Raw genomic sequence first — 21,751 nt, forward strand, 5'->3', positions numbered from 1 at the left:
GTTGCGCACTGCCGAAATTTTTCAATCAAAATCAAGTTTTGCAGTTATGTCAACTAATGTTGTTTTACATTAGTCTCACTACTACTCAAGGAGCTAAATCATGAAGATTAAATTTTTTATGCAAGCCGATGCTGGTCATGGAAAGTACCCAAGTCCAGTGATGACATGCATCTATCCCGACGGTGCGGCGCACGCATTGGAGGACGCAATCCGTCAGATAAGTGAGTTTTGGGGGAGTGACTGGTACAAGCAAGGCGTGCAGTACGCAGTGAATTAGATGCAGCGAAGGCCCATCGAAGGGGCTTGCAAGGGGGCTTCGAAGCCCTTCGGGCGCCATGACCTGCAACGCGTTGCAGGCGTTGCAGGCGCATTTCAGGTGCGTGTCGTCGGGACAGGCGCGACTTGTCCTGAGGGACAGCGCGGGAAAGGTATGGGGACGGGCGGCGATGATGCTCCTGAAAATTTAGGAGCGCGCCGCCGGCGTCGATATGGGATTTTCCATATCGGGATTTCTTCTCTAATTCGGGGCGATGCAGGATTTCCCGCATCGGTAGCGAGCATGTGACGGAGGCAACCAGCGCCAGCTATTCGTCCCAGTTCAGCGGCCCAGGCGGCCGATACAGCATCGGGGGCTCGTTGCCACCACAGAAATACCGCTGCTTGGTACCGGCATTGGCCGGACGCATGACGGCCACGCCGCGAGAACGGGTGATGGCGAGTGGCAGCAGTGGCGCATCGGTGAAAAAATCATCGGTGAGAAGGTGCGGGAGTTGGGCGGCGGCAGCAGTCATGGCCTCTAATCTTAGCACGCTCAGCTGCGTACCTTGATGCGTACCTACTACGGATAAGAATGATCAATTTCTTCGGGAAATCAAGGCATTAACTGCGCACAAATAGGTGAATCTCCCTGTGAAATAAGGGTAAACACGATTGGTACTCAGCAGGAGTTGTGAAGCGATATAAACGGATAACGCTATATCCAAGTATCGGCCCCTGCGGCCTTCACCTAGGAGTTTCTTATGCGTTCTATCATTCGTGTCGTTTCTATCTTGTTCTTGGTCCGTGTTCTGGTGGGTAGCGTCACCATGCCCGGCCTGCACGGCTCGCAGACCATCGCGCCGTGTTACGCTCGCCCGGAGCATACCGTCAATGCTCACTGGTCTCGCGCGCCGCTTGCTCCAGCACCTTGATGGCCAGCGGTAGGTTGCCGGCCGCCTCGGCGCGGTCGGCCATGCGCTGCAGCAGTATCAGGCGGTAAGAGCGGCAGGCGATGGGGATGTTCTCCATTTCGGCCAGTAGTTTGGCTCGCGTCTCGTAGAACATCTCCCGCCAGTGCGCGCCCAGCTTGGCGCCGGCCCGGCGCTCAGGGTGCCACGCCTCGATGCGCTGGCGCGTCAGCACCAAGCCAAAATTTACTTTGACGGAGGCGGCCACCTGCTCAGGGGTGTCAAAGCACGCGAGCCCTTGCAGGATATGGATTGCGACGGGGGTAGGTAAGTGAGCCATGGTGTCGTTTTTGTCAAACCAGGTAAAGGCTCAGGGCGCGGACGAGCGCTCATCGCCAGCAGTCAGCAGCATGCCGTCCAGCTCGATGATGTCGGCGGCCTGCAGGTGGCCGCGCTGCTTGGCGCAGGCCTTGGCCAGTTCGCGCAGGGCGGCCAACTCCTTGCGCTTGAGCTCGGTCAGCTGGCGGCCGGCCTCGTTCTGCTGGATGACGCGCTGCAAGCACCAGCCGTCATCGCCACCCGCGCGCAGCTGGGCATCGATGCGGCGCTTTTCCTTGCCCACGGCCAGGCGGCGGGCGTGGGCGGTGTGCCAGCGCAATGCGGCGGCGGTCAGTTCTTTGTCGTTCATGTTCACCTCCGTTTACCCAGCAAGGCCCGAAACTGCGCCGTGGTGACGCGATTAGGCCTCGTCTAGTGGGGTAGCCTAGCCAAGCAGCGCCAGCCGCTCAGTGGGCCGATTTCTCAATCCTTGATGGTGCCGCCGGTTTTGAAGTAGGCGGCGCGGTCGGGGTGCGGCATCTGCTCCAGCTGGGCTCGGGTGATGACCTTGGCGCCTGCGTTTTGCGCGGTCGGTGCAGGTGCGGGCTTGCTGGCGCCATCAATGACCGTGCCGCCGCTGCGGACGTGCTGGGCGCGTTCTTGTGGACTCATCGCATCAAACTGCTGACGGGTTGCCGTGCGGCCGGCGCCGGGCTGGCCGGCGGGCGACGCGGCCCCTGCTTTCTTCGTAATCATGTCGCGGTTGGGGTATGCCGCCACCAGCTGTTCAATCGCTTCATCCAGATTCGCCAGTTCACCAGGACGGCGATGGCTGTACATCGGCACGCCTCCGGCGCCGTACGCCACCAACTGGCCTTTTTCCAAACGCAGCCCACCGCCAAACGCCGAGGCGGCCACCTCGGATGGGATGTTGAGGTTGTCGGCGACATACTTCGATGCGGCAAAGGCCTGATTGCGCACCATCGTCATGGCGGCGCCGGCGTCGAATGCGATTTCAGTGCCGTCGTCCAGCTTGTACAGGGGATGGCCGTTTTTCAGGATCACATTGCCATTGGAGTCGAGTTTGATCTTCATGGGGTCTTGCCTTTCAGTTCAGGTTCCGGGTACCGCCCGGCCGGTTGTTTGGTCTTCGGTGGCGCACTACCGACGAAAAACGTCGTCAGTCAGCGGCGGAGGTGGCACGCGCTGGGGCGGGCCGGTGGCGGGCACGAACTCGCCGCGGTCGCTGCACCAGGTCGCGGCCGGGAGGTCGTTGTCTCGCTGACGCTGGTAGTCGCCGGCAAAGGCCTGGCGGGCAGGCTTGCCGACGGGCTGGTGGCGGCGCGCGCCATTCCCCACTGGGGGATGGGCCGAGGTGTCGGAAAGATTTCCGGCACCTGCCGGTGTCGAATTGGCGCGCGAGCACTGAGCCGAGTTTTTGGCCGAGTGCTGGTGCGGGTCGGTGCGCGGGGTGTCCAAAATATTTTGGATGCCCTGCGCTATGCCAGACGCCACATGCGCGTGCCGAAGCCGGAATGCTGGTGCTCACCGAACACGCGGTCAACCAGCAGGCCCTTGCGCACCAACGCGGAGAGGCAGGCATTCGCGCCGCCGGCGGCGCAGATCCCGCGCGCGGTGTTCCAGCCGCCCAGTTCTTTGACGGCACCGAGGGTACGGATTTGCGCGGCGGTCAGGGGCAAATTTTTATCCTCGGTCAGCGGTTGTCCAATCCCGTCCGTGTGAAATACTGGTTTCGTGTTCATTGCATGGTGGCTTTCTGCCCTTCGGGCGTTTGTGATTAAGGTCGGGTTCGGCGTTGCCGTCGGCGTGAAAACTGCGCATGCAGATGGCTTCTCTAGATGGTCACCGTGAGACGGTGTAGAGAGATGGGTAAAAACAGGCCTGATTGCACCGTGAGACGGTGTAGTGGGCGAGGTCTCTACACCGTGAGACGGTGCAATAGGAGGCCTCTCTACACCGTGAGACGGTCTAAGGACGTTAATTTTTCCTGAGCTGTTTTTGAAGGTAGGCGCCGCGCTCGAAAGCCGCTGCTACGCCGGCGTCGTAGCCGTCGATTTTGTCCAGCGTGCGCCAGGTGACCGCGTACCAGCCGGCCTTGTTCGGGCGTTGGCCCTTCGCTGTCTCGAAGATAAATCCGGCTTCCAGCAGCTCCCGCTTCGCTCGGGTGATGACATCGTTGCTAGTCCAGCCTCGTGATGCGAGGTAGGCGGCCGAAGCGAGCAAACGGCCGTTGTTGTCGCGCACGAACTGACGAGCGAACTCCATCAGTAGGCTGCGCGCTGGATGCGAAAGACGGGCATAGGCGGGGCAGTCGAGAACAGACCAAGGCAACGCTACGAAGCCGCCGCCGTCGCGCCCTGAGTCGCCTTTCTTGCGGTTGCTGCGGTCAATACCCATTCAGCCTCCGCATCCTTTCAGGCAAGCGGAAACCAGCACCAGCACAGCGGGAGATGGCGGCGGTACCTGGCGCAGCGTGGCCGCGCGCAGGCTATGGATGGTCATCATTCGCCGTCCTTTCGCTCGCGCATGCGAAGCCACCCCATCACAGCGCGGCGGCCGGCCTCGGTCAGACTGTAAATGCCGCGTTTGATTCTGCGGCCGTCGCGGTCGGTATCATCGATCATCGTGCAAGGCAGGCCACTCTTGCCGAGGCCGAGCTCGCGAATGTTCAGAATCGCATCTGGTGTATTGGCGCAGCCGATGGTGTCGTCGAGGTGCTTGCGCGACATTGGGCGAATTAACAGCGCGTGGAGGGCGCGCAAATAGCGCGGATTGGCAGTGCCGAAAAATCGAGCAACAGTTGATGTAGAATCTGGAATTGGAACTGTGTTGCCGAAGAGGTCTGGGATTGCTTGGTCGCGCCCGGGCCCTTTCTTTTTTTGGGGCTTCCTTATCGGCCGCTTCATTACGCACCTCCGACCATCGCTTCTGCAGTAGCCATCACCGGCCACAGCAAAAACTTGCCGCGCTTGATTGGGCGCACCCCGCAGCACTCCCCCTTCAGGCAGTGATTCTTGCGTACCGTTTGCGGCGCCAGGCACCACGCACGTGCAAATTCGTCGGTGGTGATGTGGTCGCGTCCTTGGGCCACAGCGGCCAGAGCCGCAGGCACGTGGACATTGTTGGCATTCATATGCATATCGTTCTTTCATAAAAAAAGCCCGCCTCCAGGTCATGGATAGCGGGCTTGGTAGTGACGAAAAAAAACCAGCGGGATGCGCTGGTCGGTGTGCATTACGGATTATTGAGACGAAAAAAAACCCGCATTGGCGGGCTGAACTGAGATTACTTTGGACGAGCGAAGCTTACGCGGCGGTAAGGCCCTCTCGCGGATGTTCTGCTTCGGGCGTGCTTCCTAGTCCTTCCTAGCGGTGAGGCTCGAGGCCTGCATTACGACACGGAGAACAAATGTGGGTGAAACCGTTATTGCCTTTTACTGGGCGAGCAAATCCCGCCTGTGTGCGTAATGTACTGCACCGCAAAGGAATTTGTCCACCCCTTTATCTACGTATCGCAATCGATGAGGTCAAGTGGCAGGCACCAGACGCAGCACCGCTGGCGTTGGCTGAAACTGAATGCCCGCTTGTTCAAGCATCCAACTCTCAATCTGAACATGCCACTTCCGCAGCAAGTCCAGTGGCCGCTTGATGTAGTTCTGCTCGCGGACGCCCTGCGGCGCATGGCCTTGGATCTGAGCAGCTATACCGGCCGGCATCTCCACCCACTCGCTCAACGTTGCGAAGCTGCGGCGCAGTCCGTGCAAGGTAAGATGCGGCAGGCCGGCGGCGGCAACCGCTTCGTTATGGGCGATGCGCGGCTCGGCTAATTTTCCTGAATCGGCGCTGGGACTGCTGAAAACCCACTCATTGCGACGTGGAAGCCCAGCCAGCAGGTGGGACACGAACGGCGTCAATGGCACCATTCGGAAATCTTCCATCTTGTCCTTCAGTTTGAGACTGCCCCACTGAAAATCGACATCAGCCCAGCGCAGTCCGGCGACCTCTTCGCGGCGTGCACCAATCATTAGCAGCGTCTGAAGATATGCGGCGATGACCGGGTTACCTATCTTGCGCACCTCACCGAACCAAGCTGCCAGCTGCTCGCGCTGCAGCAGGTCATGTTTGACCTTCGGTTTGCCCAGAATTTCACGCGCCCTGCTGCTCTTTGCAGCATTCACCGTGACAACCGCAGCATAAGCAGGATGCCTAGAGCACCAGTTCAAAAAGGCTTTGAGCAGCCGCATGGCCAGCCGCGCACTGGACGGGCGCAATGCCGCTTCAATCTTGGCCCAAGCCTCTATCCTCGCATCGGTCAAGTCCACCAGGCGCTCGCCGGCCAGCGCAGACAGTGGCCCAGCCTTGGTCAGCTTCGGACTGCGCTTTCGCTTTTCGCCGCCGGTCTGGATGATTTTTCTATGCGCAGAAATTTGATGTTCGCCCCAGTGCGGTGTGCGCTCAGCCACGTAGACCGGCCAGGCGTCGCCCAGCGTTATCGAATTGCGCACCGCAGCGGCAGCAGTCTCTGCCCTCACCGCTTCCTGCGCCGCTTGCTGCTCAGCGCGCAACTGGCGCGGGTCGATGCCTTGGTCAGTCTGTGCCTTATGGCGGGTCGCCTCAGCTTGGGCTTTCGCTACCGTCCACGTCCGAGTGTCGCCAATGGTGATGCGGATGGTTTTGCCCTGCAGGCGGGTTTCGAAGATGTACGAGCGCGCGCCGGCGGCGGTGACACGCAAGCCCAAGCCCGGCGTCTTCGCATCCCACATAATGCTCTGCTGCTTGCCGGACTCGCATTGAAATGCGGCCACCCGGTCGGCCGTGAAATTCACCTTCGCCACCTGTCTGCTCTCCCCATGTAGGCGCCATGTAGGCACTGTGTAGGCAGATTCTAGCAAACTAAGGGAAAGAATCGGCAAGTTTCGCCAGTACCAAAATGGCAAAAATAGTGGATTTCCCCTATGAGAATGGCATTTTTCGGCACCGAAGGGAAACTATCGAAAACCAAAATCCCAGCGATTTGTAATCATCAGGTGGCCAGTTCGAAACCGGCAGTCGGCACCAAATCAAAAAGCCCAGCCCTCACCGGCTGGGCTTTTTTGCTTTCCCCCGTCTGATTTTCAGCAAAGCCCCCAGCTGCAACCTTCGATACGCTGCGTTATGGCTGATCGAAAAATCATCGACAAATCGTCACCCATTCCGAAAAAGCGCGGGAACGGTCTTGTTCGTTGCGAGGTGTGGGTCGATTCGAATGGGACGGTCACTCGCTACAAACGGTCGGGCCGTTTATGACAACCACCATCATGTCCACCATCGCCATTACATGGGTAAGGTCGAGCTCGTTACTTATACGAATTTTGACGATATCCAGACACGCTTCGACCACGACTGGACCTCACTTCTGAGGCAAACATGAAAACTACCGTCATCAACAACGCGACCGTCGAAGAGTTCCTTGAGCAAGGCCGCATGATCGCCAAGCTGATCGATCAAGGACAGCCGCTACCGAAATCGAGCACCATCAGTTTCGAAGATCCCGAAGACTTGCTGAAACTGCTGCGCAGCGACACTCTTGCTCTGTTCCGTGCGATCAAAGAACGGCCTGATTCCGTTACCACGATCGCAGCACGCTTGCAGCGTGAGCGTGACGCTGTCCAGCGCGACATTCTGGAACTGGAAAGACTGGGAATCGTGAAGATCAAGCGGCACCACACAGGTGCGGAACATGTCCAGCTCACCGCACAAAAATTCAAGCTGGACGCCGATATCATTTAATTTCACGCAGGCGCGGCTTGGGCTGGGCTACACTTGGCGCTTCACCCTATACCAAGGAGCCGAGACATGACCCGCAAGACCGCCGCTGATTTTGACCCGGAAGTTCTGAAGCTGTTCGATCAATACGTTCACGGCGGTATCAGCCGGCGCGATTTCTTGTCGTCGGCGGCGCGCTATGCGGTCGGTGGCGCCACAGCCGCCAGCTTGCTTACGGCGCTGAGCCCTAGCTTTGCCGCACCGCTGGTCACGCCGGACGATAAGCGGCTCAACGCCCGCTTCGTCGAACTGCCTTCGCCTGACGGCAACGGCACCGTGCGCGGCTATCTGGTCTCGCCGAAAGATGCCAAGGGCAAGCTGCCGCTGGTGTTGGTCGTGCACGAAAACCGCGGCCTCAATCCGCACATTGAAGACATCACGCGCCGCCTCGCGCTGGATGGCTTCCTCGCTTTCGCACCGGACGCGCTGCACACACTGGGCGGCTATCCCGGCGATGAGGACAAGGCCCGCGCCCTGTTCGGCAAGCTGGATCAGACCAAGACCCGCGCCGATTTCGTCACCGCCGCGCGCTGGCTGCAGCAGCAGCCTGAAGGCAACGGCAAGCTGGGCGTGGTCGGCTTCTGCTACGGTGGCGGCATCTCCAATTATCTGGCGACGCAGCTGCCCGACCTGCTGGCGGCCGTCCCGTTCTACGGCTCGCAGCCGAAGCCCGAAGACGTCGCCCGCATCAAGGCGCACCTGCTGATCCACGACGCTGAAAAAGACGAACGCATCCGCGCAGGCTGGCCGGCTTACGAAAAAGCGCTTAAGGAAGCCGGCGTGAATTTCCAGTACCACGTCTATCCCGGCACCGAGCATGGCTTCAACAACGACACCACGCCGCGCTACGACGCCGCCGCTGCCAAGCTGGCATGGCAGCGCACCACCGACTTCTTCCGCGCCCGCTTGGCCTAGGGAGATGCCGCGTAACGGCGCGTCAAGGCATCGACCTCTTGCGCGCCGTGCGCGCCCAGCCAGTTCCACACGGCCTCCATCTGCTGGCGATGCTGCTGGTAGTACGCGCGATTCGCGCCCAGCCACATGAACGACGTGCGCACCGGCTTATCGAGCCGCGCCAATTGCTGGCCGTAGCGCGCCGTCAGGTAGCTATCGAGTGCGGTCGGCGTCAGCAGCGCCAGCGTGAAGCCGTCCACGCGCTTCATGCGCACTTTGTCGAAGTTGTTCCACGAGCTGAAGCTGCCGTCGTCGATCTGCAGGCCGGCCGCCTTCAGCTGCGCCGCCAGCATGGTGCCTTGGTTGGCGGCGAGGATACGCGTTTTAAAGTATTGCAAGGGATCGGTACTGGATGGCAGCTTGTCCGCCGTCCGCACGAACACATAAGATGCGGTGCGCAGGCCGCGCTTGCGGTCTGGCTCGCCAGTGGCGGTGGTGGCGATCACGTAGCCGGCATCGGGTTCGTCGGGCGCGTCGGCCGGCGCGATATCGACCGCGCCGCTCACCAGCGCGATGCGCACCCGCGCCACCGGCAGCCGCACCAGCACCACCGGGCAGCCCACGGCACGCAGCGCGTCGCGGAACAGTTCCACCAGCACGCCCGGCTGCTCCGGCACCTCGGCGCCATTGCCCATGAAGTAAGGCACGCGCTCGCGGTCGGAATAGCCCACGCGTACCGGCGCGCACGGCTCAGCGGCATGCGCTCCAATACCAACTAGCAGTAACAGGCTCACCCAGTGTTTCATTTTTGACCTTATGAATACGTCGAGTGTATAACGCGACTTATTCATAACGCAACATTGAACGTTGCCATTCGGGATCGTCTTTTGCCTTGCGCAGCACCGGCGCGGTCTTGTCATAGACCGGCGCCAGCCCATGCGGCGCTCAGGATTTTGCGAAGGCCAGGAAGTCGGCGTTGAACTGATCCTTGTGGGTATCGGTCAGGCCGTGCGGTGCGCCGGCGTAGACGATCAGCTTGGCGTCCTTGACGAACTTGGCGGAGGCCAGTGCGGCAGCCTTGATCGGCACGATCTGGTCGTCATCGCCGTGGATGATCAGGGTCGGCTTGTCGAACTTTTTCAGGTCTTCGCGGAAGTCGGTTTCCGAGAAGGCCTTGATCGAGTCGTAGGTGTTTTTAAAGCCGCCCTGCATGCCCTGCGAGTACCACGCCTGGATGATGCCTTGCGATGGCTTGGCGCCCGGACGGTTGTAGTTGTAGAACGGGCCCGAAGCGATATCGAGATACAGCTGGCCGCGATCGGCCAACTGGCCGTTGCGGATACCGTCGAACACTTCGATCGGCAAGCCGTCCGGGTTGCTCTCGGTTTTCAGCATCAGCGGCGGCACGGCCGAAATCAAGCCCAGCTTGGCGATGCGCTTGGTGCCGTGACGGCCGACGTAGCGCGCCACTTCGCCGCCGCCAGTCGAGAAGCCGGCCAGGATGATGTTGTTCAAGTCCAGCGCTTCGATCACTTGCGCCAGGTCGTCGGCGTAGTGATCCATGTCGTTGCCTTCCCAAGGCTGGCTCGAGCGGCCGTGGCCGCGGCGGTCATGGGTAATCACGCGGAAACCGTTATTGGCGAGGAAGAACGCAGCCGATTCCCAGCTGTCCGAGCTGAGCGGCCAGCCGTGGCTCAGGATGACTGGCTGGCCGGTGCGTGGGCCCCAGTCCTTGTAGTAGATCTGTACGCCGTCGCGGGTGGTGATGGTGGAGCTAGTGTTCATGATCTTCTTCCTTTTAGTCGATGTATGGATAATCAGTGTTGTGCTACAGTCATTACGTTCTGCAGCTGCGATGGAATGAATCTTAGACCGCGCAAAACGTTTGCGGAACAGACAACACTGCAAGGCCACTTTGCAAAAACGCAGACCCCATACATGGCAACAAGCAACGACTTCGACTGGAACGACATCCCGCTGATTCTCGCGCTGGCCCGCAGCGGCAGCATGAGTGCGACCGGTCGCCAGTTGGGTGTGGACGCATCGACCATCAGCCGTCGCATTGCCGCCGCCGAGAAGGCGCTCAAGCTGCGCCTGTTCATCCGCGATAACACCGGCTACCAGCTGACCGACGCCGGCCAGGTGTTCGTCGAACACGGCGAAGCGGTGTACGGCAATGTGCAAAGCATGTTGCAAGCGTCATCGCAGGAGGCGGACGCCACCGCCGGCCCGGTCAACATCACCTCCATCGATTTCCTGTTTGACTACTGGCTGCTGGAACACGTTCCCGCCTTGCACGCGCAGCACCCGCAGCTGCAACTGACGCTGCAAGCGGAAAATCAAAACCTCTCCTTCACCCGCCGCGAAGCCGACTTCGCGCTGCGCCTCGGCAAGCCCAGCGAAGATGCCGCGCTGGTGATGCGCAAACTGGGCGATCTCGGTTTCGCCGTCTACGGCCACGCCAAGTTTGCCGACACGCCGCGCGGCTGCTGGGGCGCGCAACCGTGGATCGCCTATGACGACACGCTGGCCGGCACCGCCGAAATGCAATGGCTGGCCGCGATGGAACCGCAGCCGCGCAAGGTACTCAAGGTGAATAGCCTGAGCACCATGGTGCGCGCCTGCCGCGCCGGCGTCGGCATGGCGCTCCTGCCCTGCATCATGGGCCAGCAGGAAGGCTTGCAGCGCATCGGCGCGGGCGTGGAGGTACAGCGCGACATCTGGCTACTGAGCCATCGCGACGCCGGTTCAATCGCGCGCTTTAAAAGCGTCTCCGCATGGCTGTCCCACCTTTACGCCGCCAATGAACACCTGCTGTGCGGCGCGGCTTTAAACCCCTAAACCGCATTCTGTCCCCCGTTTTTTGCAGTTCGTCACATCCCGGTGGATGGACGGATAGCCCTTGTCTATAGTTCACTCAACGCAACGAACTATTCAACCCCAAGGAGCTCAAAATGAACATCGCAAAAAACATGGAAGCCATCTTCGTCGCAGCAGCTGTTATCGCTAGCGCCACCACCTTCGCCACCGCCGCTGTCAGCGAGCCAGTCGTCGCAACGGCCGCTGTCGTGAAAGCCGAAGCCACCGTGATGCCGACCGTAACGGTCACCGCAAAACGCCTGACCGCTGCTGAAAAAGCAGCCCTGTAATTCACTCGATAACGACGGAGCGCATGATGAAAAAATTGATGAAAGTTGCGATGCTGGCGGCGGTTCTTGGTAGCGGCGCACACGCCGCGCTGGCCGCCGATGTGATCAGCGAAAACCGCACCATCGATGCCCGCGCCGTCAAGGTCGAGTTGGATGGCGTCATCAGCCTGAAGGTGAAACAAGGCGCAGCAGCAGCGCTGACCATCTACGGCGAAGCAGACGACATCAAGAAAGTGGTAGTCGAGCAAAGCGGCGAGACGCTGCACATCGGCACCGAGAAAATGAACAATATCCACTTCGGCAGCAAGCGCGCGCTGCGCGCCGAACTGACGCTGCCCAATCTGCGCCAGTTGACCTCCGGCGGCGTGGGCGCCACTGAAGTGAGCGGATTTAACGGCGACAATCTGCGCCTGGCCTTGGACGGAGCAGGCTCCGTCAAGGTCGACTCGCAGTATCGCAATATCGACGTGCGTCTCGGCGGCGTGGGCGGCATGACCGTCAACGGCGGCAGCAGCGACAACGTCGAACTGCATCTGAATGGTGCTGGCCGCATTGAGATGGCAGGCCAGACCAAACAGTTACACGCCAGCCTGGGCGGCGTTGGCAGCCTCGATGCGCAGCAACTGCGCGCCGAAAATATCGACGTCAACATGAGCGGCCTCGGTAGCGCCGCGGTCTACGCCAAGACCAGCGCCAATCTGAAACTGACGGGCATGGGTTCGGCCAAGGTGTACGGCAACCCAACCAATCGTAACGCCAGCGCACGCGGCATGGGCAGCATCAGCTGGCAGTAAAGAATGCGCCGGCCTGCGGGGCCGGGCACCAGAAACACATGGGTGTGTTTTTTACCGTCCAAGAGGAAGATCTCCTCTCGGACGGTTTTTTTATTTGAGGTAGCGCGCGTCGTGACCGAGCACAATGCGCATGTCGGCGTAAGCAGTGGCGCCGCGTGCTGCTTGCAGCGGCAGGTTGAGGCGGCGACCCAATGTCTGTGCGGCTTCCTTTTGTTCGCGTTGATATTCGATGCGGCTTTGCGGCTCCACGAAAGGCCGCATGTTTGACAGGCGCACGGTCTTCACGCCATCCACATTCAAGGAACGCGCAAGCCGCGCGGCTGCGCCGGTGACGCCGTTGCCGTTGCTGATTTCCAGCCGAACCGGCACCACTACCGCTGCGCCGCCGATACGCAGCACCTCCACCAAGCCGGCAGCAATCTGACGCACCTGCGTGCGCGGCATGGCGGTGCTGTCGTCGAGCGCCTGTTTGAGCGTTCTGTAATCCTGCTGCACATCATGCGCGCGCAGCGACGCCGCCTGCAGGTACATGGCTGCTGCGCGCTCGCGTTCTCCGGCTATCGCCAATGCCGCCGCCAGTTGCTCCCATTTGACCGGATCGAGCGGATCGCGCAAGCAGGCTTGCTCCAGTGGCGTGATATTGTCTGCGGCAGGTTCCTCGACCGTCACGCTGCAGCACGCGGCCAGCAGCAGGCACGCCGCAGCGAGTGGCTTCATCATCATCGCCTCCTAGTGAGTGACCTGCATCATGCGATAAACCTGTATGCCGGCTGGGCCGATCAGCACCAGCATCAGGGTCGGAAAAATACAGAAGATCAGCGGGAACAGCAGCTTGAGTGCGATCTTGGCGGCGGCTTCTTCGGCCATCACGCTACGCTTGCTGCGCAGGTTATCGGAGTGGATACGCAAGGAATCGCCCATGCTGGTGCCGAAGCGCTCCGATTGAATCAGCATCGCCACCAGCGTATCGACGTCTTCCACGCCGCTGCGCAAGGCGAGATTGCGCAACGCGCGCTCCTTGGTAAAGCCGGCGCGCATTTCCATCAGCGCCAGTTGCAGCTCCTGCGCCAGCGCCACGCTCTTGATGTGGATTTCGCCGGCCACCTTGGCCAGCGCGCGTTCAAGACTGAGGCCCGCTTCCACGCATACGGTAAGCAGATCCAGCGCATCTGGAAAAGTTTCGAAGATGTCGCGGCAACGGGCTGTCGCCCTGTGCGACAGCACTGCATTCGGCAAGTAGTAGCCGACAGCAGCCACCAGCAACAGCAGATACATGAAGCCCTTCTGCGGCCCGTTCAATGCAAACGCGCCGCATAGCGCGAGAATGGCCGGCAGGCCGAGCGCCAGCAGCGTCTTGGCGGCGAAGTACAGCGAGGGCGCCGAAGCGCCGCGCCAGCCGGCATTCATGAAGCGCGTGCGCAGCGGCGAGCGCTCCCACCCCTCCTCCGGCAGCGACATGCGCGAGAACGGCTGCGCAGCCTGCGCCACTTTCTCCACCCAGCCGCTGCCGACCGGCTCCGGCGCCACTTCGCCCGGTTCCACCACTTCGGTCAAGCGTTCGCGCAAGGCCACCGGCGAAAACACCAGCAAGGCCGCTACCGCCAAGCCGGCAGACACCAGGAACACCAGGGCCAGAAATACGATTTGCGATCCGTTCATGCGAGCCTCCTTTCAAACGCGGATGCGTATCAGCTTGCGCATCCACAGAACACCGCCCACGCCCACCGCCAGCGCGTACCACATCAGATGCACGCCGATGGGGTCGCTCCACAACACCCGTATGTATGCGGGATTGGACACCATCATCAACAGCATGACGCCGAGCGGCAGCAAGCCAAGCACCCAGGCCGACATGCGGCCTTCGGCAGACATCACCCTTACCTGCGCCATCAACTTCAAACGCGCGCGGATCAAGCGGCTGATATTGCTGAATACCTCGGCCAGATTGCCGCCTGATTCGCGCTGGATCAGCACCGCGATCACGAGGTAGCGCAGATCCGTCAGCGGCACGCGCAGGGCCAAGTTGTGCAAGGCCTCGTTCATCGGCACGCCGTAGTTGATTTCTTCGTAGGCGAACTTGAATTCACCGGCGATAGGCTCCGGCATCTCCTCGCCCACCATTTGCATCACGTTGGCGAAGGAATGGCCGGCCCGCAGCGCGCGGCCGAGAAAATCCGCTGCTTCCGGCAGCTGTTCTTCCAGCTTGCGCAGGCGCGCGCCGCGTACCTTCATCAGCAGCAGCCAAGGCATGGCAATCGACAGCATCAACGCACCGATGGCTGGAAGCAGCGGTACATGCAGCATCTTCGGCAGCAGCAGGCCAAGCACGATCGTCACCAGCGAGCCGCCGATAAACTGCGCCACCGACCAGTGCACACCCGCTTGCAGCAACAGGCGATCCAGCAAGGCGAGCCGGCCGATACGGCGCAACTGCTTTTCCAGCGCGGGATAGCCGCTGTAGCTGCGGCGCTTAAGAATGTCGACGCGTTCACTGCCGCCATCGCTGCTGGCCGCCATCATGCGCAAGCGTTTGGAGATGCGCCGCGCCGCGCTGCCGTGCGCGCCCGACCACCACAGCCAAGCACCCTCGATCATCAGGATCACGGCGGCAAACAGCAACACGGCAAAGGCGGAGAAGATGGCGTCCATGGCGCTTACTCGTAGACTTTGTCCGGGTCGAACACTGTGTCCGGCACCGCCACGCCGAACATGCGCAAGCGGTCGGCAAAGCGCGGCCGCACGCCGGTGGCGTAGAAACTGCCCTGCACCTTGCCCTGAGCATCCACGCTTTTTTGCTCGAAGCGGAATATCTCGTGCATGGCAATCACCTCGCCTTCCATGCCGGTGACTTCCTGAAGGCTAATCAGCTTGCGCGTGCCATCGGTCAGGCGCGAGACCTGCATCACGACCGTAACGGCGGAACAAATCTGCTGCCGCGTCGCGCGCGGCGTCAGGTTCACGCCGGCCATGCCGACCATATTCTCCAGCCTCGCCAGCGCATCGCGCGGGGTGTTGGAGTGGATGGTGGCGAGCGAACCTTCGTGGCCGGTGTTCATCGCTTGCAGCATGTCCAGTGCTTCCGGCCCGCGCACTTCGCCCAGGATGATGCGGTCGGGCCGCATGCGCAGCGCATTGCGCACCAGCGAGCGCTGATTGACCTCGCCCTTGCCTTCGATATTCGGCGGACGCGTTTCCAGCCGCACCACATGCGGCTGGCGCAGCGCTAGTTCGGCCGCATCCTCGATGGTGACGATGCGCTCATGCGGCGGAATAAAGCCGGACAGCACGTTCAGCATGGTGGTCTTGCCGGAGCCGGTGCCGCCGGAGATCAAAATATTGATCTTGGCCTGTCCCAGCGCTTGCAGCACTTGCACCATGGGCGGCGTCAGGCTGCGGTAGTCGAGCAATTTCTCGATACTGAGCGGGTTGACCGCAAAGCGCCGTATCGACAAGATCGGCCCATCAATCGCCAGCGGCGGAATGATGGCGTTCACGCGCGAGCCGTCCGGCAGCCGCGCGTCGACCATCGGGCTCGATTCGTCCACGCGCCGCCCAACGCGCGAGACGATCTTCTCGATGATCTTCATCAGGTGGGCGTTGTCGTTGAAGGTGGTCTCGGTCAGTTCCAGCTTGCCGGCGCGCTCCACGTAGACCTTGGCGGCGGTATTGACCAGGATATCGGACACGCCGGGATCGGCCAGCAGCGGCTCCAGCGGGCCAAAGCCCAGCATCTCGTGCTGAATATCCAGCACGAGGTTGTGCCGCTCATGCTGATTCAGCACGATGCGCTCTTCCTCGATGATGCGCTGAACCAGCAGCGCCAGCTCGTGCTTGAACTGCTCCGGCGTCAGGCGCTTCAGGCGCTCAAGGTCGATGCGATCCAGGATGGTTTGGTGCATGCTCTTTTTCAGCTCCTGGTAGGCCGCAGCGGCCAGGCCCGGCGGGCCAAAATCGCCAAGGGGACCATCTCCTGCATGCGACAGGCGTTCGCGTAAGCTCATCTCACCCTCCATCATTGCGACCGAAGATGCGGTCAAATAGTCCTTTGCTTTCCGATACGCGGCGTGCCGCCACCAGCTCCACCAGCTCGGCCAGGCTGCGCGCCACGGCGCTGCTGCGCGACAGCTGCAGCACCGGTATGCCCTGGTTGACCGAATCGGTCGCGGACAGGTAATCGTTGGGCACTGTGTGCAGCACATCCGCCCCCAGCGCCTGTTCGAGATCCATCAGGCGCAGCTTGCCGCCCTTCTCGTAGCGGTTGACGATGAGGCGCGTGCGTTCATTGGGGTAGCCGAGCGAGCGGAAGATATCGAGCAGGCGGCGGCCGTCGCGGATATCGGGCAGCGCCAGTTGCAGCACCGGGTAAATGGTGTCGGCCTGATCGAGCGCGCGCAAAGATATGGCGTCGATCTGGCGGCCCACGTCCAGCACCACGAAGTCGTAGTGCTGGCGCGCCACGCGCAGGATGATGTCCATGTGTTCCGGCTTCATGTCCACGGTGTGGTTGGGATCATCGGCCGCCGCCAGCACGCCGAAGTTGGAGGCCACGTGCACCAGGCAGGAGTCCAGAAAGGCGCCGTCCATGCGGCTGATCTGCGCGCAGATGTCGGACAGCGTCATGGCCGGCTTTTGATCGGAGACGTACAGCGTGGCGTCGCCGAACTGGCCGTGCAAATCGATCAGCAGCACTTTGCGGTCGGCCAGCGCAGCCAGTGCGTAGCCGAAATTGGTCGATAAAAAAGTCGCGCCGCTGCCGCCTTTGCAGGAGATGAAGGCCAGCACCTTGCCTTCGCGGACAGGACTCAGGCCCGCCGCTACTTCGATGCGATCCATGGCTTCGTGGAAGGCCCGATGCACCAGCGGCAGTTGCAGCACCTCGCGCATGCCGGCGCGCATGGCGCGGATCAGCAAATCCTGCTGCGGATCGCGCGTCAGCAGCATGAAGGAGGCGGTCGGATACTGCTTGCTCAAGCGATCCACCAATTCGCCCTCTTCGGCGCCGATGCCGCTGGAGTCCAGTATCACCAGCTCCGGCGTCTCCGGCAGCTGGCGTTCCACCGCATCGCGCAGGCCATTGCGCGATGCGATCAGCTGCACCGCCGGCATGCGCGCCGAACCTTGCGCCGCAATCTCCGCGTGCAGCAGGCTGTCCTTGCTGATCATGAGCGCTCTCATTTGGCACCATTCATCAACGTGGCTTGCTGCGGTTCGCCGCCGGTTTTTTGATAGCGTTCGTAGGCGGCGCGCGCGCTGCGGCCATCCATGCCGGAGACGGGATCGGTGTTGCGGCCCGCCGCCGGGTTGATCACCTGTTGCGCCAATACGAGGCGCGTATCAACACCAAAGCGGGCGTCCCACTGGGGCGTAGTCTGGGCACAGGCGGAGATCAGGCCCGCCAACAGGATCGGTAAATATCGCATGATTACTCCTTGGTGCCTTCCATTTGGCCGCCGAGGAATAGCTTGGCGCGGCTGGGCGCGGTGACGCTGTCGGTCGGCAGTTTGTAGTTGGGAGGTAGCGGCTGCACCAAGTGGGGCGTGACGACGAACAGCAACTCGGTGCGGTCTTGCTGGAAGTCGGTGCTGCGGAATAGCGCCCCCAATACCGGCAGTTCGCCGAGGATGGGCAGGCCGTTGATGGTGGTGTTCTGGCTGTTTTTTATCAGTCCGCCGATGGCGAAGCTTTGGCCGTCGTACAGTTCCACGGTGGTGGAGGCGCGGCGCGTGGTGATCAGCGGCAGCACGGAGGCGCCACTGAAACCTGCTGCCGAGATGCCGATGCCTTCGCGCGAAATCTCGGAGACCTCGGGCGCCACGCGCAGGTTGATGCGGCCGCCCGCCAGCACGGTCGGCGTGAAGCGCAGGCCGACGCCGAATTCTTTTTCTTCCAGCGTGACCTTGTTGTTGTCCTGCGCGACCGGCACGAAGATGCGGCCACCGGCCAGGAAGCTGCCTTCCTGGCCGCTGATCGCCATCACGGTGGGTTCGGCGAGCATGCGCACCAGGCCATCTTGTTTGTCGGCGGAGAGGCGGGCGCGGTTGCCGATACTGAGCAGGCTTTTCAAGGTGCCGCTGACGAAGTTGGACGAAAGGGTGCTGGCCCAGCTGCCGCCGCCGAAGTTGACGGTGACGCCGGCTTCCAGCTTGTCCAGCAGGGACTTGGAGACTTCCGCGATTTTCACTTCCAGCATCACCTGCTGCGGCGCGCCGATGTTGAGGAAGTTGACGATGCGGGCGCTGGCCTGCGCTGCCTGGGCCGCGCTGTTGCTGGCGGCGGCGCCTGCGGCGCCCGCTACGGCTGCGCCCTTGCCGCCGGCGTCTAGCGGCTGCGCGGGACGGCGCACGAAGGCGGCGGCCAGTTCCAGCACGCGCGCGGCGGTCGGTGCATCGTCGACGATGCCGCTGATGACCAGGGTGTCGCCGGCGGCGCTGACCTCGATGTTTTTCTGCTCAGGCATCAATGCGGCCAATGACTGCTGCAAGGCGGAGGGATCAATGCCGACGACCACTTCCACCACGTTGCACAAGCCGCTGCGGCCTTGCACGATCATGTTGCTGGTGCCGATATCGACACCGACCACGTACAGCGTGTCCGGCGCAACCAGCATCGCTTGCAGCACCGAGGGATTGCCGACGCTGCGCGCCTGCACCGCTTCCGGCATGCGCATGAGGGTGGACTTCCCCAGTTGCAGCTGCATGCTGCCCGGCTGCGCGGCTTGCCCGCTGCAGCGTAGCGCGGCGCCGTCACCGGACGATGGCGATGGCGCGGCGACCGGCGCGGCAGCCCACGCGGGCACGGCCAGCGTCAGCGCTGCCAGCAGCGCAGGGAGGTGCAGTCGCGCCGCTTGGCGGATCGGCTCCATGGCGCGCTCACAGGCATTCTTGCGTGCGCTGCACGCCTGCGATGACGCCGATGCAGGATCGCGCGCGTAAGACCGCAGCGGCTACCTGCACGCGTGGGCGCGACGGCGGCGCGGCCACCGGCGGCGTCACAGGCTGCGCGGGCGATGCAGGCGGCAGCTCATGGGCGCCAAGCAGCGTGCCCTTGGTCGCGCCTTCCGTCGTTCCCGGCCGCGGGTCAACCTGGTTGCGCAGCACCAGCGACAAGGTGCCGACGCTGCGCGCCAAATCCAGATTCTCGGCCTGCGCCGGCGTCACCTCCAGCGTGACCGCATTCACCACGCGCGGCTTGGTCTCATCGCGTCCCACTTCCTGCGCCACGGCCAGCACCAATATGCGCTCCAGCACAATCTTGGAGATGGCCCGCTCATTCGACTGCGTGTTGACGATGATGTCGACAAAATTCCCCGGCAGCGCAAATCCGGCCACGCCCACCACGTCGTTGACGCGCACCGTGATCGCCCGCTTGCCCTCGGCGATCAAGGCCGACAATCCGCCCAGCGTGCCGGCCGGCGCCAGCTTGGCCTCACTCAGGGGTTCATCGCGCAAGACGCTGGTTTTCAGCACCCGGCCAACCAGCTTGCTGCCGTCGCGCAGTGCACCGCGCGGCAGGCTCTCGGCCGGCCAGTCGATCTGGCGCAGCATCTCCGGCGTCAAGCGCTGACCGAGATTGACGTCCTGCGCCGCCACCACAATCTTGTTCGATGCGCCGGGCGCCTGCCGCAGCAGCCAGCGCGAGGCCAGCACCACGGCCCCCAGTCCGAACACGATGGCCAACGCCATCATCAACAGTGCGCGCCGATTTTTCATGCTATCCGCGTCTCCACACCGTCGCCCGCCGCGCGCAACTCGCCGCCTGCGAACATGCTGATCCAAGCTTGATCGAGCGTTGCGATCGACATGCGCGCCGGCTCGCCCATGAAGCCGGCGAAATCCGCCACGCGGCCAATGATCTCGCGCGGATAGCAAGCCAGCAGCGGCAAGCCGCGCCCCGCATGCAGCTCATCGAGCAGATAGCGCTGCGCCGCTTCGTCATACGCCACCCCCATGCTCAAGCACTGCTGGCGCAACAGCGTGCGGTAGTTGGCGGCGCTCAGCGCACCGATGGGAATCTTGTAGCCGACGCGGCGCAGCGATGCATCGTCCAGCAGCGACGACGGCGGCAGACTGGCGACAAACACCAGCCGCATGCGGCACGGCACATGGAAGTGATAGCTGCCGGCCAGCGACAACACGCTGCGCTCCAGCTCCTGCGCCTGGGCAAAGCGGTTCAGCAATTCGGCAGCGGGTAGGCGCTGGCGGCCCAAATCATCGACGATCAGCAAGCCGTTGTTGGCCTTCAGCTGCGGCGGCGCGCGATAGCAGCCGCTGGCCGCATCGGGTTGCAGGTCGAGCATGTCCGCATCAAACGATGCGTCGAGCGCCACCACCGGACGCTGGCACAGCACCCAGCGCGGATCGCTGCTGCGGCGCTCCGGCTGCTGGGCGAGGCGCGCCTGGCGCGGCAAGGGTGCGCGGTGGATCGCCGGATCGTACACCTGCACGATGTCCTGCCCCACCACGATCGCATGCGGCACTGCCACCAGTCCTTGCAGCAGCGCGCCCAAGCGGCGCGCCAGCACCGACTTGCCGCTGCCGGAAGGCCCGTACAGCAGCATGCTGCGGCCCGCGTACATGGCCGCGCCCAGCATGCGCTGCACCGGCGGCGCCAGAAAATCGTCGGTGAATTCCGCCGCCAGTTCATCGGCGCAGGCCTGCGGCGCTTGCGCGGCCTGCCGCTCGACCATGGCGCGATATGCTTCCAGCGTGACTGGCGCCGGCCCGGCGTAAGGACAGCGCTCAAGCCACGCGCTGGCGCGCTGCTTGCCAGCGCTGGTGAGCTGGTATTGCACGTCGAGGTCGGAGTCGCCGCGCCACGCCACTTCCGCCACCTGCTCGGCCACCATGAAGTCGAGCACCTCGCGCAGCACGTTGATCGACAGATGCAGCTTGGTGGTCAGCACCGGCAGATGGCTCTTGCCGCCGAGGTAGAGCGCCTTGGCGATCAATTCGACAATCAGCTGCTGCGGCAAGCCGCTGTCGCGCACCGATTTCGGCTGCGGCGGCAGCACCGCTTCCGGCTCGGCGTCCAGCAACTGGGTATAGGGGGATGGCGGTTCAAGGGCTAGCATGGTTATCTCCGCAAGGAAACTTGTTTCGGTATGGAATCAAGTTTATCGGGCCATGCTTTGTGGACATTGACGTGCAGCAAGCTCAGCTCAATGATGCCGCCAGGCGACAACGCCGACCGTGCCCAGCGCGATAGCCACGCCGTAGGGAATGCCGACGCTGACCTTGGACGAGTAGCGCCACCACATCCACAGCGCCATCGCGCCGCCCAGCTGTGCCGATAGCGCGGCAATCTGCACCGCTTGCCACGGGCCGACAAACGCGCCGACCATGGCCATCAGCTTGACGTCGCCGGCGGCCATGCCGCGCAGCAAGTACAAGGGCAGGAATAAAAAAAAGCCGGCGCATCCGCCGGCCAGCCACTGCGACAGCGGCGCTCCCGGCTGTCCACTCAGCAGGTGCAGGATCAGCGCCAGCAGCAAACCGCTGAGGATCAATACATTGGGAATCTTGCGCAAGGCCAAGTCGGTGAGCGCTGCTTGCGCCACCAGGCAGATCAGAATCATTTCAATCGCGTTGAGCATGACGGTGTCTCCG

General features: G+C 62.4%; 27 protein-coding genes. 6 read left to right on the forward strand and 21 right to left on the reverse strand.

The features are described from left to right. The first annotated feature begins 100 nt into the window (after positions 1-100). Complete coding sequence (locus tag GTP45_RS20720) at positions 101-277, forward strand: hypothetical protein (protein ID WP_161015757.1); 177 nt, start codon at positions 101-103, stop codon at positions 275-277. 307 nt (positions 278-584) lie between these two features. Here GTP45_RS20720 and GTP45_RS20725 read toward each other — a convergent pair whose 3' ends face one another. The 9 genes from GTP45_RS20725 to GTP45_RS20760 form a co-directional block, all read right to left on the reverse strand. Then, positions 585-791, reverse strand: a complete 207-nt coding sequence (locus tag GTP45_RS20725; RefSeq protein WP_161015758.1) for a hypothetical protein — start codon at positions 789-791, stop codon at positions 585-587. 355 nt (positions 792-1,146) lie between these two features. Then, positions 1,147-1,506: a DUF2280 domain-containing protein gene (locus tag GTP45_RS20730; protein ID WP_161015759.1), complete on the reverse strand. Its 360-nt coding sequence runs from the start codon at positions 1,504-1,506 to the stop codon at positions 1,147-1,149. Between the two features lie 30 nt (positions 1,507-1,536). Beyond that, positions 1,537-1,854, reverse strand: coding sequence for a hypothetical protein (locus GTP45_RS20735; protein WP_161015760.1), 318 nt, complete (start codon positions 1,852-1,854; stop codon positions 1,537-1,539). A gap of 113 nt (positions 1,855-1,967) precedes the next feature. Next, complete coding sequence (locus GTP45_RS20740; RefSeq protein ID WP_174821669.1) at positions 1,968-2,579, reverse strand: DUF6651 domain-containing protein; 612 nt, start codon at positions 2,577-2,579, stop codon at positions 1,968-1,970. A gap of 404 nt (positions 2,580-2,983) precedes the next feature. After that, positions 2,984-3,184, reverse strand: coding sequence for a hypothetical protein (locus GTP45_RS28075; protein WP_166454685.1), 201 nt, complete (start codon positions 3,182-3,184; stop codon positions 2,984-2,986). Between the two features lie 298 nt (positions 3,185-3,482). Continuing rightward, positions 3,483-3,902, reverse strand: a complete 420-nt coding sequence (locus tag GTP45_RS20745) for a hypothetical protein (protein WP_174821670.1) — start codon at positions 3,900-3,902, stop codon at positions 3,483-3,485. A 104-nt stretch (positions 3,903-4,006) separates the two neighbouring features. Next, on the reverse strand, positions 4,007-4,411 hold the full coding sequence (locus GTP45_RS20750) for a hypothetical protein (protein ID WP_161015761.1): 405 nt from the start codon (positions 4,409-4,411) through the stop codon (positions 4,007-4,009). Beyond that, the gene (locus GTP45_RS20755) at positions 4,411-4,644 is read right to left on the reverse strand and encodes a hypothetical protein (RefSeq protein ID WP_217363378.1); all 234 of its coding nucleotides are present in this window, start codon (positions 4,642-4,644) and stop codon (positions 4,411-4,413) included. Before GTP45_RS20755 ends, GTP45_RS20750 begins: the two co-directional genes overlap by 1 nt. 387 nt (positions 4,645-5,031) lie before the next feature. Then, a complete protein-coding gene (locus GTP45_RS20760; RefSeq protein ID WP_161015762.1) occupies positions 5,032-6,339 on the reverse strand; it encodes a tyrosine-type recombinase/integrase in 1,308 nt (435 codons plus the stop codon). Positions 6,340-6,910: 571 nt separating this feature from the next. On the opposite strand from GTP45_RS20760, the gene GTP45_RS20765 reads away from it, so the two are divergent. Continuing rightward, positions 6,911-7,273: an HVO_A0114 family putative DNA-binding protein gene (locus tag GTP45_RS20765; RefSeq protein ID WP_161015763.1), complete on the forward strand. Its 363-nt coding sequence runs from the start codon at positions 6,911-6,913 to the stop codon at positions 7,271-7,273. 66 nt (positions 7,274-7,339) lie between these two features. After that, entirely contained in the window at positions 7,340-8,224 is an 885-nt protein-coding gene (locus GTP45_RS20770) for a dienelactone hydrolase family protein (protein ID WP_161015764.1), read from the forward strand. Here the strand turns inward: GTP45_RS20770 and GTP45_RS20775 are convergent. Both GTP45_RS20775 and GTP45_RS20780 read right to left on the reverse strand, forming a co-directional pair. Then, positions 8,221-8,997: a transporter substrate-binding domain-containing protein gene (locus tag GTP45_RS20775; protein ID WP_161015765.1), complete on the reverse strand. Its 777-nt coding sequence runs from the start codon at positions 8,995-8,997 to the stop codon at positions 8,221-8,223. The two genes, GTP45_RS20770 and GTP45_RS20775, sit on opposite strands and share 4 nt — an antisense overlap. 151 nt (positions 8,998-9,148) lie before the next feature. Further along, complete coding sequence (locus GTP45_RS20780) at positions 9,149-9,988, reverse strand: alpha/beta fold hydrolase (RefSeq protein ID WP_161015766.1); 840 nt, start codon at positions 9,986-9,988, stop codon at positions 9,149-9,151. Between the two features lie 153 nt (positions 9,989-10,141). Here GTP45_RS20780 and GTP45_RS20785 point away from each other — a divergent pair, with 153 nt between their 5' ends. The 3 genes from GTP45_RS20785 to GTP45_RS20795 all read left to right on the forward strand — a co-directional run bounded on the left by GTP45_RS20785 (position 10,142) and on the right by GTP45_RS20795 (position 12,146). Further along, entirely contained in the window at positions 10,142-11,044 is a 903-nt protein-coding gene (locus GTP45_RS20785; protein ID WP_161015767.1) for a LysR family transcriptional regulator, read from the forward strand. A gap of 113 nt (positions 11,045-11,157) precedes the next feature. Then, the gene (locus GTP45_RS20790) at positions 11,158-11,352 is read left to right on the forward strand and encodes a hypothetical protein (RefSeq protein WP_161015768.1); all 195 of its coding nucleotides are present in this window, start codon (positions 11,158-11,160) and stop codon (positions 11,350-11,352) included. 23 nt (positions 11,353-11,375) lie between these two features. Next, positions 11,376-12,146, forward strand: a complete 771-nt coding sequence (locus GTP45_RS20795) for a GIN domain-containing protein (protein WP_229258568.1) — start codon at positions 11,376-11,378, stop codon at positions 12,144-12,146. A gap of 90 nt (positions 12,147-12,236) precedes the next feature. Here GTP45_RS20795 and GTP45_RS20800 read toward each other — a convergent pair whose 3' ends face one another. The 10 genes from GTP45_RS20800 to GTP45_RS20845 form a co-directional block, all read right to left on the reverse strand. Continuing rightward, the gene (locus GTP45_RS20800) at positions 12,237-12,866 is read right to left on the reverse strand and encodes a LytR C-terminal domain-containing protein (protein ID WP_161015769.1); all 630 of its coding nucleotides are present in this window, start codon (positions 12,864-12,866) and stop codon (positions 12,237-12,239) included. Positions 12,867-12,875: 9 nt separating this feature from the next. Then, on the reverse strand, positions 12,876-13,805 hold the full coding sequence (locus GTP45_RS20805; RefSeq protein WP_161015770.1) for a type II secretion system F family protein: 930 nt from the start codon (positions 13,803-13,805) through the stop codon (positions 12,876-12,878). 12 nt (positions 13,806-13,817) lie between these two features. Continuing rightward, on the reverse strand, positions 13,818-14,795 hold the full coding sequence (locus GTP45_RS20810) for a type II secretion system F family protein (RefSeq protein WP_161015771.1): 978 nt from the start codon (positions 14,793-14,795) through the stop codon (positions 13,818-13,820). Positions 14,796-14,800: 5 nt separating this feature from the next. Then, complete coding sequence (locus tag GTP45_RS20815) at positions 14,801-16,147, reverse strand: TadA family conjugal transfer-associated ATPase (RefSeq protein ID WP_161015772.1); 1,347 nt, start codon at positions 16,145-16,147, stop codon at positions 14,801-14,803. Between the two features lies 1 nt (position 16,148). Next, complete coding sequence (locus GTP45_RS20820) at positions 16,149-17,321, reverse strand: CpaE/TadZ family protein (protein ID WP_161015773.1); 1,173 nt, start codon at positions 17,319-17,321, stop codon at positions 16,149-16,151. Further along, on the reverse strand, positions 17,318-17,566 hold the full coding sequence (locus GTP45_RS20825) for a hypothetical protein (protein WP_161015774.1): 249 nt from the start codon (positions 17,564-17,566) through the stop codon (positions 17,318-17,320). The genes GTP45_RS20820 and GTP45_RS20825 overlap by 4 nt, the downstream gene beginning before the upstream one ends. A 2-nt stretch (positions 17,567-17,568) precedes the next feature. Then, positions 17,569-19,008, reverse strand: a complete 1,440-nt coding sequence (locus GTP45_RS20830) for a type II and III secretion system protein family protein (RefSeq protein ID WP_161015775.1) — start codon at positions 19,006-19,008, stop codon at positions 17,569-17,571. 7 nt (positions 19,009-19,015) lie between these two features. Continuing rightward, positions 19,016-19,855, reverse strand: coding sequence for a Flp pilus assembly protein CpaB (cpaB, locus tag GTP45_RS20835; RefSeq protein ID WP_161015776.1), 840 nt, complete (start codon positions 19,853-19,855; stop codon positions 19,016-19,018). Next, positions 19,852-21,216 (reverse strand): DUF8689 domain-containing protein, encoded by a 1,365-nt coding sequence (locus tag GTP45_RS20840; protein ID WP_161015777.1) that lies wholly within the window; start codon positions 21,214-21,216, stop codon positions 19,852-19,854. The genes cpaB and GTP45_RS20840 overlap by 4 nt, the downstream gene beginning before the upstream one ends. Before the next feature lie 87 nt (positions 21,217-21,303). Next, positions 21,304-21,738: an A24 family peptidase gene (locus tag GTP45_RS20845; RefSeq protein WP_161015778.1), complete on the reverse strand. Its 435-nt coding sequence runs from the start codon at positions 21,736-21,738 to the stop codon at positions 21,304-21,306. Between the last annotated feature and the right edge of the window lie 13 nt (positions 21,739-21,751).

The organism is Duganella rivi, from assembly GCF_009857435.1.
GTDB classification, from domain to species: domain Bacteria; phylum Pseudomonadota; class Gammaproteobacteria; order Burkholderiales; family Burkholderiaceae_D; genus Rugamonas; species Rugamonas rivi.